Below are 16054 nucleotides of genomic sequence, written 5' to 3' on the forward strand. Positions count from 1 at the left end.
CGACTCCTCGTCTCGTACCTGTGTCGTCGTCGTAGACGGCCGTACTCACGCTAGGCGCGCGGTGCGGCGACCGCGCGGGGAGCGCGCCCAGGCGGGACGCTGGAACCATGGACAAGGACATCACCATCCGGCTGGCACAGCAGCCGGAGGCCGACGCGCTGCTCGGCCGGAGCCCGCTCGCCGCACTCGTCGGAATGCTGCTGGACCAGCAGGTGCCGATGGAGTGGGCGTTCTCGGGGCCCTGGACGATCGCCCAGCGGCTGGGCTCCGACGATCTCGACGCCCACACCGTCGCCGCGTACGACCCGGAGGCCTTCGCGGCCCTGCTCTCGGAGAAGCCCGCCGTCCACCGGTACCCGGGGTCGATGGCGACGCGGATCCAGCAGCTGTGCGCCTACCTGGTCGAGCACTACGACGGGGACGCGGAGGCGGTCTGGGCCGACGCCGCGACGGGCCAGGAGCTGCTGAAGCGCCTCAAGGCGCTGCCGGGCTTCGGGGAGCAGAAGGCCCAGATCTTCCTCGCCCTGCTGGGCAAGCGGTTCGGCGTGCGCCCGACGGGCTGGCGGGAGGCCGCCGGCGGGTACGGCCAGGCGAACGTCTACCGTTCGGCGGCCGACATCACGGGCCCGGAGTCCCTGGCCAAGGTGCGGGCGCACAAACAGGAGATGAAGGCCGCCGCGAAGGCCGCCAAGGCCGCGGGCGGCTCCTGACCGCCGTCGCCGCCGGGGGCGTGCCCCCGGCCCTCCCCGGCCCTCCCCGGCTCTCCCCGGCTCGCCGCCGGTCCCGCCCCCGGCCCGCCCGAGTCCCCGGAATTGACCGGCCGAACGGGTCGGCGATTGACCCCTGATTCCGGTCGCTCAAGATCGTAGATTGGTGGACATGACAGAGATCGCGACCCGCGCCGCCACTGCCGAAGCCATCTACGACGGCCCCGGCAGCCTCATCACCCTGCTCACCGACACCGCCGAGCTCACCTGCAACACCGCCACCTTCGACGAGGGCGCGGCGGGCGCCCCGGTGCACTTCCACACCAAGGCCACCGAGTTCTTCCACGTCACCGCGGGCCGGCTCGACGTCCTGGTCGACGACGAGATCCACACCCTGGACGCCGGCGACTTCATCGCGGTCCCGCCGGGCGTCAAGCACGCCTTCGCCCCCGCCGCCGGCCACACCGCCGCCGTCTTCGTCGGCTTCACCCCCGGCATGGGCCGCTTCGACTACTACCGGCTCCTGGGCCGGGTCAACGCGGGCGAGGCCACCGTGCAGGACATCAAGGACAGCTCGGCGACCTACGACAACCACTACGCGGAGAGCGCCGTCTGGAGCGGCCGCCGCCGCAGCGCTGAGCCGTAGACCACGTCCGCGTCGAGGCGGCGCAGTTCCTCCGCGATCAGTTCGGCGCCGCTGCGGATCTTCAGGGCCACCTTGCGGTCCGGGCTCCCCGGCAGGCTCAAGGTGGCCAGCACACCCGCGGGCCGGTCCACCCGGATCTCCCCGCCCGCGGTCCGCAGGCTGACCCCGGTGATCACCGGGCCCTCGCTCGCCACCCGGTCCACCGGCACCCCCAGCCGGTCCTCCAGCCAGCGCGCCAGCAGCTCCGCGCTCGCGTTGTCGGGTTCGCTCTCCACCGCCGCGCCGGTCACCGGCAGCGGCTTCTGGTCCAGGGCCGCCGCCAGCAGCGAGCGCCACGGCGTCAGGCGGGTCCAGGCCAGGTCGGTATCGCCGGGCTGGTAGCCGACGGCGCGCTCGTCGAGCACACCGACCGGGTCGAAGGCGGCGGCCGCGTCCGTGATCCGGCGCTGGGCGAGGGCGCCCAGCGGATCCCGCGCCAGGTCGGTGGGCGCGTCGGCCGGCCACCAGGCCACCACGGGCGCGTCGGGCAGGAGCAGCGGCAGGACGACCGGACCGGCGTGTTCGGTCAGCGCACCGTGCAGGCGCAGCAGCACGATCTCGCCGGTCCCGGCGTCGGTGCCGACCCGCAGTTCGGCGTCCACGCGGTCCGCGCGGAGCTTGTGCGGACCGCGCGAGGTCCGCCTGATCACCGCGATGATGCGGCAGGGGTGTTCACGCGAGGCCTCGGAGGCCGCGCGTACGGCGTCGTAGGCGTTCTCCTCGTCGGTGGCGAGGACAAGGGTCAGCACCAGCCCCATGGTCGGGCTGCCTATCGCACGGCGGGCTTCGAGCAGGGCCCGGTTGACCTTGCTGGACGTGGTGTCGGTGAGTTCGGTCCGCATGCACCGAGTCTGTCACCGCGTCACCGGCGCCTGCGCGCCGTCCCGAAGATCGAGCGCGAGATCTCCCGGCCCAACTGGGTCCCGATCGACCGGGCCAGCGATCGGAACAGCCCGCTCCCCACCACCTGCTCGGCCAGCGAGGGATCCGGCTTCGGGGCGCTGCGCGCGGCCCGTGCGGCCTCCTTCTCCGCCGCCTTCGCCTCCTTCTCGGCCTCGGCGGCGGCCGCCGCGGCCTCCGCCTGCGCCTCCGCGGCGGCCTGCTCGGCGCTGATCTTCTCGTACGCCGACTCGCGGTCGACCGGCTCCGCGTAGCGCGACCAGAGCAGCGAGGACTTCACGGCCCGCTCCAGGTCGGCCGCCGCGACGGGTCCCATCAGCGACTGCGGGGCGCGCAGCCGGGTCGCCGCGACCGGGGTCGGGGCACCGTTCTCGCTGAGCACGGTGATCACCGCCTCGCCGGTGCCCAGCCCGGTGAGCAGCTCCTCCAGGTCGTAGGCGGAGCGGGGGAAGGTCTTCACGGTCGCCTTCAGCGCCTTGGCGTCGTCGGGGGTGAAGGCGCGCAGCGCGTGCTGCACCCGGTTGCCGAGCTGGGCGAGGACGTCCGCCGGCACGTCCTTGGGGGTCTGGGTGACGAAGAAGACGCCGACGCCCTTGGAACGGATGAGCCGGACCGTCTGGGTGATCGACGCGAGGAAGGCCTTCGAGGCCCCGCTGAAGAGCAGGTGCGCCTCGTCGAAGAAGAAGACGAGCTTGGGCTTGTCCAGGTCGCCGACCTCCGGCAGGTCGTTGTAGAGGTCGGCGAGCAGCCACATCAGGAAGGTGGAGAAGAGCTGCGGCTTGTCCTGGACCGCCGGGAGTTCCAGTACGGAGACCAGTCCGCGCCCGTCGGCGGCCGTCCGCAGGAACTCGCTCGTGTCGAACTCGGGCTCGCCGAAGAACTCCGAGGCGCCCTGCTGCTCGAAGGCGGTGAGCGCCCGCAGGATCACCCCGGCCGTCACCGTGGACAGTCCGCCGATCCCCTTGAGTTCGGGTTTGCCCTGGTCGGAGACGAGGAAGGCGACGACCGCGCGCAGGTCCTTGAGGTCGATCAGCTCCAGGCCCTTGGTGTCGGCGTAGTGGAAGATCAGGCCGAGGGACTGCTCCTGCGTCTGGTTGAGCTGGAGCACCTTCGACATCAGCACCGGGCCGAAGCTGGTGACCGTGGACCGCAGCGGGATCCCGGGACCGATCCCGCCCAGCGAGTAGAACTCGCCCGGGTATCCGGTGGGCTCCCAGATCTGGGCGACGTCCCGGGCCCGCTCGTCGATCCGCTCGCCGGGCGTGCCGGGTGCGGTGATCCCCGAGACGTCGCCCTTGATGTCCGCGAGGAAGACGGGGACCCCGTTCGCCGACAGCTGTTCGGCGATGAGCTGGAGCGTCTTGGTCTTGCCGGTGCCGGTGGCGCCGGCGACCAGACCGTGCCGGTTGAGCATCGCCAGCGGGATGCGGATCTGACGGTCGGGCAGGCACGCGCCGTCCCACAGCAGGGCGCCGAGGTCGAGCGCGGGCCCGGTGAAGGCGTACCCGGCGGCGATCTCCGCGGCCGGGCCGGCCGGGGCCGTCCGGTCCTCCGGAAGGGCGGGGTCGGTGCTCTCGCTCATGCTTCACTCCCCAAATAGCGCTGTTCGCCACTTTTGCACCGCCCGTACGAGGCTGCGCCCGCACGCACCGGCCCGGTAGGCTTTCCGTGTGATCTTCAAGCGCATCGGAAGCGGACGGCCGTACCCCGACCACGGCAGGGAAACCACCCGGCAGTGGGCGGACGTCGCGCCGCGTCCGGTCCGGCTCGACCAGCTCGTGACGACCAAGGGCCAGCTGGACCTCGAAACGCTGCTCGCCGAGGACTCCACCTTCTACGGCGACCTCTTCGCGCACGTCGTGAAGTGGCGGGGCGACCTCTACCTGGAGGACGGGCTGCACCGTGCCGTGCGCGCCGCCCTCCAGCAGCGCCAGGTGCTGCACGCGCGCGTCCTCGAAATGGACTGACCAAATCGCCTGGATTGCGCCTTTCGGGTCACCATTGACCTATCAGCAGATCATTTAGTAGGCATCGACACCGGGCCGCACTACGCTGCGCCCATGAGCATGCTCACTCCCCCCGGCATGGGCGGAAAGTACCGCGTCACGGGAGCCGCCTACCCCCGTATGAGTCGTAAGCGGAGCCGTACCCGGATCGTCCTCGCCGTGCTCGGCTCGATCCTTGCGCTGGCCCTGGTCGGCTACGGGGCCCTGCAGCTCATCGACGTGTTCCGGGGCGACAGCCCCAAGCGGAACACGGCTGCGGGTGCCAAGGACTGCCCGACGACGCCTCCCGGTACCGCCGCCAAGGGCGGCCCCGACGCCGCCTCCACCGCCTCGGCCGCCGCCAAACCGGCGGTCGTGCTCCCCCCGCCCGGGGACATCGCGGTCAACGTCTACAACGCGACCCCGCGTGCGGGCCTGGCCAAGGCCGTCGGTGACGAACTGGCCAAACGCGGCTTCGTCATCGGCAAGGTGGGCAACGCCCCGGCCGACTTCGACAAGAAGGTCCCCGGCACGGGAATACTGCTGGGCGCCCCCACCACCGACAAGGCGGTCTTCGCCGTACTCGGCACGCAGCTCGCCGGAACCACCCAGCAGACCGACACCCGCGAGACCGCGGACGTCGACCTGATCCTGGGCGACGCCTTCAAGGAGCTGAGCACGAAGGAGGACGCGGACAAGGCGCTGGCCCTCCTGGCCAACCCCGCGCCCGCGCCCAAGAAGTGCTGACACGCCGGACGCACACCGCGCCGACCGCGCGGGATGCGTCCGGCACCCGCCGCTACTCCGCCGAGCCGTACATCCGGTCGCCGGCGTCACCCAGGCCCGGCACGATGTAGCCGTGCTCGTTGAGCCGCTCGTCCACCGCGGCCGTCACCACGGTCACCGGCGTGCCCGCCAGCTCGCGCTCCATGATCTCGACGCCCTCGGGCGCGGCCAGCAGCACCACGGCCGTGACGTCGTCGGCGCCGCGCTTGATCAGCTCCTGGATCGCCGCGACCAGCGTGCCGCCGGTGGCGAGCATCGGGTCGACGACGTAGACCTGGCGGCCCGAGAGGTCCTCCGGCATGCGCGTCGCGTACGTGGAGGCCTCCAGGGTCTCCTCGTTGCGGACCATGCCCATGAAGCCCACCTCGGCGGTCGGCAGCAGCCGCACCATGCCGTCCAGCATGCCGAGGCCGGCCCGCAGGATCGGGACGATCAGCGGGCGGGGGGACGAGAGCTTCACGCCCGTGGTCGGGGCGACCGGCGTCTCGATGTCGGCCTGCTCCGTGCGCACGTCCCGGGTGGCCTCGTAGGCGAGCAGCGTCACCAGCTCGTCGGCGAGCCGCCGGAAGGTGGCCGAGTCGGTGCGCTTGTCGCGCAGGGTGGTGAGTTTGTGCGCCACCAAGGGGTGATCGACGACCTGCAAACGCACAACATCCTCCAAAACTCAGCCTGCGACCTGCAAAAACGGTCGCACGACGCGACCTGCACCCAAAAGGCTACGCGCTGACGCGGCTCCTTCGCGTCCGAAGCCGCGTCCGCGCCCGCCGCATCCCTGCGGATGCGACCCGCGCGGACGCCCAGCAGGCTGGACGGATGAGCAACACACCGGTGATCGCGGCCGTCGACGGTTCGGAACACAGCCTGCGGGCTCTGGAGTGGGCCCGGAAGGAAGCCGTCCGCCACGACTGCGGGCTGCTGGTCGCCCATGTGCTGCCCGACCACGCCCAGTTGTACGCCGGGCGCCGGGCCTCCCTGCACGACGCCTCCGAACCGGGGGAGATCCCGGACCCCGTGCGCCCCTGGGTCGCGTCCGTCCTCGGCGCCGGCGGCTCCGAGCTGCCCGAGGGGGTCGCGTACGAGGCCCTGGAGGGCTCCGTGCCCGAGGCCCTGCGGGTGATCGGCTCGGAGGCCCGGATGCTGGTGATGGGCTCCCGCGGCCGCGGCGGCTTCGCCAGCCTGCTGCTCGGCTCCAGCAGCCGGGCCGTGGCCAGCTCGGCCGCCTGCCCGGTCGTCGTGGTCCCGCACGCGGAGCGCGGCGCCGCAGCCGAAGCGGACGCCGCGGCCGACACCGACGCCGGCGCCGGGCAGTCGGCCGGGCGGGTGGTGCTCGGGCTGCACGCCGCCGAGACGCCCGACGACGTACTGACCTTCGCGTTCACCGAGGCCGCCGTGCGGGGGACCACCGTCCAGGTGGTCTCCGCGTACGCCATCCCGCCCTCGCCGACCCTGGTGATCGACAGCCCCTTCGCGGTGATCCCGCCGGAGGGGCTGGCCGACGAGGGGGACGGGGTACCGGCCGAGCGGGAGATGCTGCGGTCCCAGACGGAGCGGCTGGCACCGCTGCGGGAGCGGTTTCCGGACGTCCCGGTCGAGCAGGCCGCGGTACCCGGGGACCCGGCGGGCCGGCTGGTCATCGCCTCCCGGGCGGCGGCACTGGTCGTGGTCGGCCGCCACCACCCCCGGCGCACCGCCATGTCGCTGGCGATCGGCTCGGTCGCCCACGCGGTGCTCCACCACGCGCACGGACCGGTGGCCGTGGTCCCGACCCTGAAGGACGACGTCTGACCTGCGAAGGGGTGGCATCAAACGCGCCGTCCGGGGGAAGGTGGGTGCAAGGGGGGACGACCGACCAGCCAGGTGGTGGCCGATGCCCGACAGGCAGCCGAAGGACGACGTGCCGGAGACCGCGGCGCAGCGCCGAGCACGCCGCGCGCAGTTCCTGCGCGACCTGATGGAAGCGCGCGAACTGCGCGATCGCGTCCAGCCCCGCCGCGCCCGGGCCGCCCGTATGCGCCAGCAGATGCGCATGCGCACCTTCCGCTGGTGATCAGGTTCCGCTGGTGATCAGGGCCCCGGCACACGCCCCGGCACACCGCGACACGTCCGGGCCGCACCACCCGCCCCAGATCTCTCCTCACGGCCCCGCCGCCCCCGCGCCGCAACCCCGCACGGCCCCGCCGGTGCACGGCGCGGCACGACGCAAGCGCGGAAGACCTCTCGCAACGCCGTTGTTTCTGCCACGATGCCGATTGGGCGGGGTACGGGCGGCGAGCAGCACTGCCGCTTTGCCCCAACCTCCGGCCGGGGGGACCTCCAACCGGCACGCCTAAGACCAGTGGGAGAGTCACGGTGTATTTCGCCGCACTGCTCGCGCGCACCGAAGACGGGTGGGAAGCGAGCGACATGGAACTCGACGACGTCGAGTCCCTCAGTGATCTGATCGATCTCGCCAGGTCCGCCGCTGTCGACGACGACACGGTGGTCGCCCTCATCGAGCAGGAGGACGCCTGGTTCGGCGTCGTCCGCGTGGACGGCGAGGAGGACCCGCGGTACTTCGTGTCGAACGCCTCCGCGGCCGCCCGCAGCTCCTACGGCTCGATGCTGACCAAAGAGCTGCTGGGCAGCGACGAGGAGGACGACGAACTCGACGACCTGGACCTCGACGGCACCGAGGACGGCGAGGAGGATGCCGTCACCGCGTTCACGGACGAGGACGCCGACGAGGACGAGGCGGGCGGGACCGGTGCGGAACCGGTACCGGCCGGTCCGCTCGGTGACCCCCGGCTGCTGGACGATCTCGGAGTGACCAACAAACAACTGATGACCCTGGACGGGGACGCCCTCTCGGAGATCGCCGACTCCCTCGGCGCCACCGAGGTCCTGGAGGCCGTCCGCTAGTGCTCCCTGCGAACACCGACGATCCCGTACGGGACCCGTGGCGGGACTCCATGCGCCTGGCGCTCCAGGAGGCCGCCCGGGCGGTGCCGGCCGGCGACGTGCCGGTCGGCGCCGTCGTGCTGGGCCCGGACGGGCGGATCCTCGCCACCGGCTACAACGAACGCGAGGCGACCGGCGACCCCACCGCGCACGCCGAGGTCGTCGCACTGCGCCGGGCGGCCGCCGAGCTCGGGGAATGGCGCCTTCCGGGGTGCACCCTCGTGGTGACCCTGGAGCCGTGCGTCATGTGCGCGGGCGCGCTCGTGCAGTCGCGCGTCGCCCGGGTCGTCTACGGCGCGGACGACGAGAAGGCGGGCGCCGCCGGGTCGCTGTGGGACCTCGTACGGGACCGCAGGCTCAACCACCGGCCCGAGGTGGTCCGCGGGGTCCTGGCCGACGAGTGCGCGCGGCAGCTGACGGAGTTCTTCCGCGAACTCTGAAACCGGCGGAGCGGCCCGGGGCGGTACCGGCACGGTCCCGGCGCGGTTCCGGCGCGGTTCCGGCGCGGTTCCGGCGCGGTTCCGGCGCGGTTCCGGCGCGGTTCCGGCGCGGTTCCGGCGCGGTTCCGGCGCGGGAAAAGGCCTGCGTACTGCCGCACCGACGCCCCCGGACCCACCGATTTCGGCGGATGGGGTTCCTTAGGCTAGGATCCATCTCGGTAGTGTGTCCGAGTGGCCGAAGGAGCTCGCCTCGAAAGCGAGTATGGGGCAACCCATCGGGGGTTCAAATCCCTCCACTACCGCTTCGATCGAGAGCCCCGCCCGCAAGGGTCGGGGCTCTCGGCGTATTCCGGGCGGTGTGCTCCGGGCGGCGCGTTCCCGGTCGGCTCTCCGGAGGACACCCGCGTGACCGCCCGCGTTCTCGGCCGTTGTCACGGCATGACCAAGACCCAGCGCATGCTCGCCGCCATCGCCCTCGCGGGGGCCGCCGCGGGCCTCGCCGCACCCGCCGCCTCGGCCGCCCCGATCTCCCCCCTCACCCTCCCGGACCTGCCGGCGGCCGCCCCGGGGATGCCGGCCGGGGCCCAGCCCACGTCCGTCCAGGAGATCGGGTCCCAGCTCAGCGCCGGCGCGAACCAGCTCAACGCGCTCATGGAGCTGCCCGACCACCTGGCCCCCGTCATCGCGCCCGTACAGCCCCTCACGGACCTGGCCGGCGGCCTGGAGTAGCCCCGGGGACGCGAAGAAGGCCCCGGCCGGAGCCGGGACCTTCGACACGTGGAACGGGGGAAGTGGCATCGGGGGGACAAGCCACTTCCCCCTACGAGGACGGACCTGCCGGTCCGGGTCGCGATCAGGGGGAAGCTCGCGGCCCGGACCCCGCAGTGAGGCCCTGCCCCTCACCCACCGGTTTCCTGCCAGAACCGGTGGGCCCACACCCATCCTGCGCGCACCGCAACCACCCGCTCCACGGCAAAGGACCCGGAGTACCGGGTCGTTGGTCCTTAAAGACCAGATGAGTGTCCGATCCTGACCGGTTAGACTCACCCGACTTGCTCGGACCGGTTGGGGAGGCCGCCCGCACGTGGACACCAAGAAGCTCATCACGGGTGCCCTCACCGTGTTCGCCCTCTTCGTGATCATCACCCAGCCCAAGAGAGCGGCCGAGATCGTGGAAATAGGCTTCCAGGGGATATCGGACGCCGCTTCCGGCATCGGCGAGTTCATGACCGAACTGGTGCGCTGACCCGTACGCTGAAGCGGTCACCGGACTTCCGGCCCCCCACTCCGACGGGTGGGGGGCTTTTTGTATACCTGCAGCTGGGCGTATTGCCCTGATATGCCCAACTTGCCGTCAACACGGCGCTATACGGTGCTTGCACACAGTGCACATCTCTTGTGATGCTATGACCGCTTTTGATGGATGAGTTGACTGAAGGGGTGGCGTGACCGTGCCGGCCAGTACTGCGCCTCAAGTGCCACCCCAGCAGGACCCCCAGGTGCCGCCCCAGCCGGAGCCCCCGCGGGAACAGCGCCAGGAGTCCCTGCAGGAGCCCCGCCAGGAGCCGCCGGAGGAGCCCCCGGTCGCCCCGAGACCCCCGAGCAGGGGTGCGGACACCCGGGCGCTCACCCAGGTCCTCTTCGGCCAGCTGAAGGGCCTGGAGCCGGGCACCAGCGAGCACAGCCGGGTGCGCGGGGCCCTCATCGAGGCCAACCTCCCGCTCGTGCGGTACGCGGCCGCCCGCTTCCGCAGCCGCAACGAGCCGATGGAGGACGTGGTCCAGGTCGGCACCATCGGCCTGATCAACGCCATCGACCGGTTCGACCCGGACCGCGGCGTGCAGTTCCCGACCTTCGCGATGCCGACCGTCGTGGGCGAGATCAAGCGGTACTTCCGCGACAACGTCCGCACGGTCCACGTACCGCGACGCCTCCACGAGCTCTGGGTCCAGGTCAACGCCGCCACCGAGGACCTCACGACCCTCCACGGCCGCACCCCCACCACCGCCGAGATCGCCGAGCGGCTGCGCATCACCGAGGACGAGGTGCTGTCCTGCATCGAGGCCGGGCGCAGCTACCACGCCACCTCCCTGGAGGCCGCGCAGGAGGGCGACGGCATGCCCGGGCTGCTGGACCGCCTCGGCTACGAGGACCCGGAGCTGGCCGGGGTCGAGCACCGCGACCTCGTCCGCCACCTCCTCGTACAGCTGCCCGAGCGTGAGCAAAGGATCCTGCTCCTGCGGTACTACAACAATCTGACGCAGTCACAGATCAGCGTGGAGCTCGGCGTCTCCCAGATGCACGTCTCCCGACTCCTCGCCCGGAGCTTCGCCCGACTGAGATCCGCAAACAGGATCGAGGCGTAACCGGATCGAGTGGAGATCATTCGCCTGTTTCCCGACAGATCGGGCTGATCGCCCGGAGTCGCCTTCTGTCGCTGGAGATATATGTCGACATGGCGCTACAGCGCGTTGCCGACATGTGACATTCTGCGTGAACCGCGTTTGCCGCAGCCCCGCCTCCGGTATTCAGGTGGAGGCTGTGTTCCTCTGACGGGCGCGCAGTACGCGACCGTCCGCGACCTCAAGGGGGTGGCATGTCCGTAGACCAGGGCAGCTCCAAGGTGCTCACGCTCGTCAAGAGCGCGCCGGCGCCCACAGCACCTGCAGCGTCCGACCGCTCGGAAGCCATCGACACCCGCACCCTCTCCCGCTCCCTCTTCCAGCGGCTCGCCGCCCTGGACGCGGACAGCCCCGAACGGGCGTACGTACGCGACACCCTGATCGAGCTGAACCTGCCCCTCGTGCGCTACGCGGCCGCCCGCTTCCGCAGCCGCAACGAGCCGATGGAGGACATCGTCCAGGTCGGCACCATCGGCCTGATCAAGGCGATCGACCGCTTCGACTGTGAACGCGGCGTCGAATTCCCGACGTTCGCGATGCCGACGGTCGTGGGCGAGATCAAGCGGTTCTTCCGGGACACCTCCTGGTCCGTGCGCGTCCCGCGCCGGCTCCAGGAACTGCGCCTGGCGCTGACCAAGGCCAGCGACGAGCTCGCCCAGAAGCTGGACCGCTCGCCGACCGTGCCCGAGCTCGCCGCCGTGCTCGGGGTCTCGGAGGAGGACGTCGTCGACGGCCTCGCCGTCGGCAACGCCTACACCGCCTCCTCGCTCGACTCGCCCTCCCCCGAGGACGAGGGCGGCGAGGGCTCCCTCGCGGACCGCCTCGGCTACGAGGACACCGCACTGGAGGGCGTCGAGTACCGCGAGTCCCTGAAGCCGCTGCTGGCCAAACTCCCGCCCCGGGAACGGCAGATCATCATGCTGCGCTTCTTCGCGAACATGACGCAGTCGCAGATCGGCGAGGAGGTCGGCATCTCCCAGATGCACGTCTCCCGGCTGCTGACCCGCACCCTCGCGCAACTGCGCGTAGGCCTCATCGGGGAGTGATCGGGCGCCGCGCGCTTCCCAATTGACGATGCGTCAGGAAAACTGGCGCGATGCGAAAGGGATCGCGGGCGGCCACCGCCACCACCCTGCTCGCCCTGTGCTGCACCGCCGCGGCCGGCCTCACCGGCTGCGGCGGCCCGGCCCGGGAGGGCTACGTCGCCGTGGGCGCCGCGGCCCCGGGCCCCGAACGGGGCGCGGGGGAGAACGTGGCGCCGCGGGGCCAGGTGGAGTTCCAGCAGCTCGGAGGTGCGGACGCGACGGGCGGAGCCTCCGCGTCCGCCCGTACGTCGACCGCTCCCGCGGGATCCGGAACCCCTGGCGGTCCCGCCCCGGGCGGAGCCACGACCACCGCCCCCGGCGGCTCCGCAGACGCGCCCGGCGCCCCCGCGGACCCGGGCAGGGCACCACAGCCCCCCGGCAGACCCGGCACGCCCACGGCACCCACCGCACCCGGCACGCCGACCGCGCCGGGCACACCGACGGGCCCGCCCGGCAGGCCCGGGACGACGCCGCCGGCCCCGCCCGCGTCCACGCCGGCCCGGCTGACGCTGTCCGCGCCGGTCAGGACGGCCGCCGCCGACCGCTGGTGCGAGCAGGTCACCGTGACCTTCACCAACACCGGAACGACCGCGGCCCGTTCGGGCACGGTCAGCTTCGCGACGCACATCATCGGCGCCCTCGGCATCGACTGGGCCACGATCACGACGAGCCGGCCCCTGCCCGCGCCGGTGGCGGGCGGGACCTCTAAGACGCAGACCTACACCGTCTGCGTGGAGTCCTGGCGGGTCCCGCTGGGCATGCACGTGGACACCCGGACGGTCACCGCCACCTGGAGCTGACCGGCAGACGCGACCGTCAGCGCAGGACCACCCAGACCGCCGCGCCGATCACGAGCAGCGCGAGGACCAGCCCCACCTTCAGGGCCGGGCCGGAGGAGGACCCAGACCGCTGCTCCGCGCGGCGCTGCTGACGGGCCCCGGGACCCGCCTGCCGGGCCGGTGCGGCCTCCTCGACGAAGGCCTTGAACATCTGCGTGCTGCCCGCGGGGTCGTAGCCGCCCTCGGGGACCTGTGAGTTGTGGTTGTCAGCCATGGAGCAGGACCCTAGCCGGTTTTCCGATTCCTTTACCGCCCTACCCCCCGGATTCATTTGCCTGTAGCAACCATGCGCTTCTATGGTTGCCTCAAGCAACAAGATGGGGGACCCGGTGACCGTGCAGACCGCTCCGACCGTGCAGAGCGCACCGCCCACACCGCCCACCGCGGCGGCCCCGTACGCGGAGCTGGCCCGCCAGCTCACCGGAATCGGTGCGGTCACGCGCGAGCTCGCCCGCAGCCTGCCCCCGGACTGCCCGCCCGGCGCCGCCGCCGTCCTCACCCTGCTCGACCGGCACGGGGAGATGCGGCTGAGCCGGCTGACCGAGTTCATGGGGGTCGACATCTCCGTGACCAGCCGGCACGTCACGCACATCGCCGACCGCGGCTGGATCGAGCGCGAGACCGACCCGGGCGACGGGCGCTGCCGGATCCTGCGGCTCACCCCGGCCGGGCGGGCGCTCCTCTCCGAGCTCGGCGCCCGCTGCACGGCCTCGCTGGAGGGAGCCCTCCACGACTGGTCCCCCCAGGACGTCCACGTACTCAACACCCTGCTGGCCCGACTCCGATCGAGCTTCTAGACAAAGGAAAGACATGGCCCAGTCGGAGACGACGACCGACCACCCGCCCACGTCCGCGGCCGACCCCGCCACCCCCTCGGCCACCCCCGCGGCCACCTCCGTGACCATGACCCACCCGCAGATCATGAAGGCGCTGTCCGGGCTGATGCTCGGCATGTTCGTGGCGATCCTGTCGTCCACGATCGTCTCCAACGCCCTCCCCCAGATCATCAGCGACCTCGGCGGCACCCAGTCCTCGTACACCTGGGTGGTCACGGCCGCCCTGCTGTCGATGACGGCCGCCACCCCCCTGTGGGGCAAGCTGTCCGACCTCTTCAGCAAGAAGCTGCTGGTCCAGATATCCCTCGTGATCTACGTCCTCGGCTCCGTGGTCGCCGGCATGTCCCAGAACACCGGCACGCTGATCGCCTGCCGCGTGGTCCAGGGCATCGGCGTCGGCGGCCTCTCCGCCCTGGCGCAGATCGTGATGGCCGCGATGATCTCCCCGCGCGAGCGCGGCCGGTACAGCGGCTACCTGGGCGCGGTCTTCGCCGTCGCCACCGTCGGCGGCCCCCTGCTGGGCGGTGTCATCACCGACACCGAGTGGCTGGGCTGGCGCTGGTGCTTCTACGTCGGCGTGCCGTTCGCGATCATCGCGCTGGTCGTGCTCCAGCGCACCCTGCACCTCCCGGTCGTGCGCCGCGACGTCAAGGTCGACTGGCTGGGCGCCTTCCTGATCAGCGGCGCCGTCTCGCTGCTGCTGATCTGGGTCACTCAGGCCGGCGACTCCTACGCGTGGATCTCCTGGCAGACCTGGACGATGACGGGCGGCGCGCTGCTGCTCGGCCTGCTCTTCGTCCTCGTCGAGTCCCGCGCGAGCGACCCGATCATCCCGCTGCGGCTGTTCCGCAACAAGACCATCAGCCTCGCCTCGGCGGCCTCCCTGTTCGTGGGCATCGCGATGTTCTCGGGGACCGTGTTTTTCAGCCAGTTCTTCCAGTTGGCCCGCGGTGAGTCCCCGACGATGTCCGGAATCCTCACGATTCCGATGATCGCCGGCCTCTTCGTCTCCTCCACTGTTTCCGGTCAGGTGATCACCAAGACCGGTCGGTGGAAGGCCTGGCTCGTCTCCGGCGGCGTCCTGCTGAGCGCCGGTCTGGGTCTGCTGGGCACCCTGCGCCACGACACCCCGTACTGGCACATCGCGGTCTACATGGCGCTGACCGGCCTCGGTCTCGGCATGATGATGCAGAACCTGGTCCTCGCCACCCAGAACCAGGTCGCCCCCGAGGACCTGGGTGCGGCCAGCTCCGTCGTCACCTTCTTCCGCTCCCTCGGCGGCGCCATGGGCGTCTCCGCGCTGGGCGCGGTCATGGCCCACCGGGTGACGCACTACGTCCAGGACGGCCTCGCCGCCCTCGGCCCGAAGGCCGCGGCCCTCGGCCACGGCGGCACCGCCGGAGGCGGGATCCCCGACCTCGACAAGCTGCCCGCGCCGATCCGCGAGGTCATCGAGTCCGCGTACGGGCACGGCGTCGGTGACGTCTTCCTCTACGCCGCCCCGTTCGCGCTGCTCGGACTGGTGCTGGTGGTGTTCATCAAGGAGGTCGCCCTGAAGTCGAAGCCGTCGGCCCACGCCCCGGCGGCGTCCAACGAACCGGCCCCCGCCGAGACCGCCGTCAAGGCCTAGGCTCTTTCGGATCCTGTCGGCCGGGCCCGCGGCGTCCGGTGCCGGACGTCGCGGGCCCGGCACGATCCGGAAGGGACGGCCCGGGGCTGCCGGAGCCCCGGGCTCAGCCCCGGTCTCCCCGCGCCTTGGCCTCGATGCCCGCGATCACGACGTCGAGCGCGAGGCAGAAGTCGCCCTCCGGCGCCCGCCGGACCGTCCCGCCGCAGCCGTGCAGGAACTGCGAGACGGCCAGGTGGGCGCCGGTGCGTGCGGCGCCCACCAGGCCGGTGGCGTCCAGCAGCCGCTGGAGGGCGGCGTCGAAGGCCCGCGCGTGCGGGCCGATGTTCGGGAACGCGGCCGTGAGCGGAGCGACCCACGGGTGGTCCGCCAGCACCCGCCGGTAGCCGCGGGCCAGCACCCGCAGCCGCCCGGGCCAGCCCGCTTCGGCGCTCGCCCCGGCGCTCTCCCCGGCGCTCGCCGCCGCGGGCGCCCTGGTGCTCCCCGCCGTGCTCGCCGCCTTACTCCCCGCCGTGGTCGCCGCCGTCTCGGGTGGCAGTCGCAGCTCGCCCAGGGCGCTGTCGAGGGCGAGTTCGAGCAGGTCCTGCTTGGTGTCCACGTACCAGTACAGGGACATCGCGGTGACCCCGAGCCCGGCCGCCAGCCGCCGCATCGAGAACCGGGCCAGCCCGTCGGCGTCGAGCAGCCGCACGGTGGCGGCGGTGATCCGCTCCCGGTCCAGCCCCGAGGCTGCCTCACTGCGGCGTCTGGCGGGTGCGGCGGGCCTGGCGGCCAGCCACACACTGGTGCGGGTCTCGCCGGCATCGGCCGCGGTCACCATGCAGG

At 72.1% G+C, this 16054-nt stretch carries 19 protein-coding genes, 1 tRNA gene and 1 pseudogene; 16 read left to right on the plus strand and 5 right to left on the minus strand.

Translation table 11 applies throughout. The features are described from left to right. The first annotated feature begins 107 nt into the window (after positions 1-107). Positions 108-710 (plus strand): HhH-GPD-type base excision DNA repair protein, encoded by a 603-nt coding sequence (locus DEJ51_RS15725; RefSeq protein WP_150258129.1) that lies wholly within the window; start codon positions 108-110, stop codon positions 708-710. Positions 711-879: 169 nt separating this feature from the next. Beyond that, complete coding sequence (locus DEJ51_RS15730) at positions 880-1353, plus strand: cupin domain-containing protein (RefSeq protein ID WP_150258130.1); 474 nt, start codon at positions 880-882, stop codon at positions 1351-1353. Here the strand turns inward: DEJ51_RS15730 and opcA are convergent. Both opcA and DEJ51_RS15740 read right to left on the minus strand, forming a co-directional pair. Beyond that, the gene (gene opcA / locus DEJ51_RS15735) at positions 1302-2234 is read right to left on the minus strand and encodes a glucose-6-phosphate dehydrogenase assembly protein OpcA (RefSeq protein ID WP_150258131.1); all 933 of its coding nucleotides are present in this window, start codon (positions 2232-2234) and stop codon (positions 1302-1304) included. The genes DEJ51_RS15730 and opcA overlap by 52 nt on opposite strands. 20 nt (positions 2235-2254) lie before the next feature. Next, positions 2255-3874 (minus strand): helicase HerA-like domain-containing protein, encoded by a 1620-nt coding sequence (locus DEJ51_RS15740; RefSeq protein ID WP_150258132.1) that lies wholly within the window; start codon positions 3872-3874, stop codon positions 2255-2257. A gap of 88 nt (positions 3875-3962) precedes the next feature. Here DEJ51_RS15740 and DEJ51_RS15745 point away from each other — a divergent pair, with 88 nt between their 5' ends. Continuing rightward, on the plus strand, positions 3963-4259 hold the full coding sequence (locus DEJ51_RS15745; RefSeq protein WP_030010424.1) for a type II toxin-antitoxin system VapB family antitoxin: 297 nt from the start codon (positions 3963-3965) through the stop codon (positions 4257-4259). Positions 4260-4352: 93 nt separating this feature from the next. Continuing rightward, positions 4353-5024, plus strand: coding sequence for a LytR C-terminal domain-containing protein (locus DEJ51_RS15750; RefSeq protein ID WP_150258133.1), 672 nt, complete (start codon positions 4353-4355; stop codon positions 5022-5024). A 52-nt stretch (positions 5025-5076) separates the two neighbouring features. On the opposite strand, the gene upp is transcribed toward DEJ51_RS15750, so the two are convergent. Then, positions 5077-5712, minus strand: a complete 636-nt coding sequence (gene upp, locus DEJ51_RS15755) for a uracil phosphoribosyltransferase (protein WP_150258134.1) — start codon at positions 5710-5712, stop codon at positions 5077-5079. A 164-nt stretch (positions 5713-5876) separates the two neighbouring features. On the opposite strand from upp, the gene DEJ51_RS15760 reads away from it, so the two are divergent. From DEJ51_RS15760 to DEJ51_RS15800, 10 genes are all read left to right on the plus strand, one after another. Beyond that, a complete protein-coding gene (locus DEJ51_RS15760; RefSeq protein ID WP_223835827.1) occupies positions 5877-6848 on the plus strand; it encodes a universal stress protein in 972 nt (323 codons plus the stop codon). A gap of 82 nt (positions 6849-6930) precedes the next feature. Next, complete coding sequence (locus tag DEJ51_RS15765) at positions 6931-7110, plus strand: hypothetical protein (RefSeq protein ID WP_030010606.1); 180 nt, start codon at positions 6931-6933, stop codon at positions 7108-7110. A 302-nt stretch (positions 7111-7412) separates the two neighbouring features. Then, positions 7413-7961, plus strand: coding sequence for a hypothetical protein (locus tag DEJ51_RS15770; protein WP_150258135.1), 549 nt, complete (start codon positions 7413-7415; stop codon positions 7959-7961). 50 nt (positions 7962-8011) lie between these two features. Then, a complete protein-coding gene (gene tadA, locus DEJ51_RS15775; RefSeq protein ID WP_223836175.1) occupies positions 8012-8440 on the plus strand; it encodes a tRNA adenosine(34) deaminase TadA in 429 nt (142 codons plus the stop codon). A gap of 217 nt (positions 8441-8657) precedes the next feature. Further along, positions 8658-8742, plus strand: a tRNA-Ser gene (locus DEJ51_RS15780). Positions 8743-8845: 103 nt separating this feature from the next. Beyond that, positions 8846-9169, plus strand: coding sequence for a hypothetical protein (locus DEJ51_RS15785; protein WP_150258137.1), 324 nt, complete (start codon positions 8846-8848; stop codon positions 9167-9169). A 355-nt stretch (positions 9170-9524) separates the two neighbouring features. Continuing rightward, positions 9525-9686 carry a hypothetical protein gene (locus DEJ51_RS34530; RefSeq protein ID WP_167745563.1) on the plus strand — a complete coding sequence of 54 codons (162 nt, stop codon included), beginning with the start codon at positions 9525-9527 and terminating at the stop codon, positions 9684-9686. A 229-nt stretch (positions 9687-9915) separates the two neighbouring features. Beyond that, positions 9916-10806, plus strand: a complete 891-nt coding sequence (locus tag DEJ51_RS15790) for an RNA polymerase sigma factor SigF (RefSeq protein WP_411757323.1) — start codon at positions 9916-9918, stop codon at positions 10804-10806. 230 nt (positions 10807-11036) lie between these two features. Further along, positions 11037-11888 (plus strand): RNA polymerase sigma factor SigF, encoded by an 852-nt coding sequence (locus DEJ51_RS15795; protein ID WP_030010611.1) that lies wholly within the window; start codon positions 11037-11039, stop codon positions 11886-11888. Positions 11889-11938: 50 nt separating this feature from the next. Beyond that, complete coding sequence (locus tag DEJ51_RS15800; protein ID WP_150258139.1) at positions 11939-12727, plus strand: hypothetical protein; 789 nt, start codon at positions 11939-11941, stop codon at positions 12725-12727. Positions 12728-12743: 16 nt separating this feature from the next. On the opposite strand, the gene DEJ51_RS15805 is transcribed toward DEJ51_RS15800, so the two are convergent. Then, the gene (locus tag DEJ51_RS15805; protein ID WP_150258140.1) at positions 12744-12980 is read right to left on the minus strand and encodes a hypothetical protein; all 237 of its coding nucleotides are present in this window, start codon (positions 12978-12980) and stop codon (positions 12744-12746) included. Positions 12981-13083: 103 nt separating this feature from the next. Here DEJ51_RS15805 and DEJ51_RS15810 point away from each other — a divergent pair, with 103 nt between their 5' ends. Together DEJ51_RS15810 and DEJ51_RS15815 are read left to right on the plus strand one after the other, a co-directional pair. Then, positions 13084-13563, plus strand: coding sequence for a MarR family winged helix-turn-helix transcriptional regulator (locus DEJ51_RS15810; RefSeq protein WP_150261954.1), 480 nt, complete (start codon positions 13084-13086; stop codon positions 13561-13563). Between the two features lie 106 nt (positions 13564-13669). Next, a pseudogene (locus tag DEJ51_RS15815) lies at positions 13670-15226 on the plus strand (MDR family MFS transporter); the annotation flags it as partial. Positions 15227-15335: 109 nt separating this feature from the next. Here the strand turns inward: DEJ51_RS15815 and DEJ51_RS15820 are convergent. Then, entirely contained in the window at positions 15336-16049 is a 714-nt protein-coding gene (locus DEJ51_RS15820; protein WP_150258141.1) for a TetR/AcrR family transcriptional regulator, read from the minus strand. Positions 16050-16054 lie beyond the last annotated feature (5 nt).

Origin of the sequence: Streptomyces venezuelae (assembly GCF_008642275.1) — a bacterium.
GTDB classification, from domain to species: domain Bacteria; phylum Actinomycetota; class Actinomycetes; order Streptomycetales; family Streptomycetaceae; genus Streptomyces; species Streptomyces venezuelae_E.

What these genes read in the sequence shown, in the direction of transcription:
- DEJ51_RS15725 (WP_150258129.1), top strand. Translation starts at nt 108, where the DNA reads ATGGACAAGGACATCACCATCCGGCTGGCACAGCAGCCGGAGGCCGAC.
- DEJ51_RS15730 (WP_150258130.1), top strand. Translation starts at nt 880, where the DNA reads ATGACAGAGATCGCGACCCGCGCCGCCACTGCCGAAGCCATCTACGAC.
- opcA (WP_150258131.1), bottom strand. Translation starts at nt 2,234, where the DNA reads ATGCGGACCGAACTCACCGACACCACGTCCAGCAAGGTCAACCGGGCC.
- DEJ51_RS15740 (WP_150258132.1), bottom strand. Translation starts at nt 3,874, where the DNA reads ATGAGCGAGAGCACCGACCCCGCCCTTCCGGAGGACCGGACGGCCCCG.
- DEJ51_RS15750 (WP_150258133.1), top strand. Translation starts at nt 4,353, where the DNA reads ATGAGCATGCTCACTCCCCCCGGCATGGGCGGAAAGTACCGCGTCACG.
- DEJ51_RS15760 (WP_223835827.1), top strand. Translation starts at nt 5,877, where the DNA reads ATGAGCAACACACCGGTGATCGCGGCCGTCGACGGTTCGGAACACAGC.
- DEJ51_RS15765 (WP_030010606.1), top strand. Translation starts at nt 6,931, where the DNA reads ATGCCCGACAGGCAGCCGAAGGACGACGTGCCGGAGACCGCGGCGCAG.
- tadA (WP_223836175.1), top strand. Translation starts at nt 8,012, where the DNA reads ATGCGCCTGGCGCTCCAGGAGGCCGCCCGGGCGGTGCCGGCCGGCGAC.
- DEJ51_RS15795 (WP_030010611.1), top strand. Translation starts at nt 11,037, where the DNA reads ATGTCCGTAGACCAGGGCAGCTCCAAGGTGCTCACGCTCGTCAAGAGC.
- DEJ51_RS15800 (WP_150258139.1), top strand. Translation starts at nt 11,939, where the DNA reads ATGCGAAAGGGATCGCGGGCGGCCACCGCCACCACCCTGCTCGCCCTG.
- DEJ51_RS15805 (WP_150258140.1), bottom strand. Translation starts at nt 12,980, where the DNA reads ATGGCTGACAACCACAACTCACAGGTCCCCGAGGGCGGCTACGACCCC.
- DEJ51_RS15810 (WP_150261954.1), top strand. Translation starts at nt 13,084, where the DNA reads ATGGGGGACCCGGTGACCGTGCAGACCGCTCCGACCGTGCAGAGCGCA.
- DEJ51_RS15820 (WP_150258141.1), bottom strand. Translation starts at nt 16,049, where the DNA reads ATGGTGACCGCGGCCGATGCCGGCGAGACCCGCACCAGTGTGTGGCTG.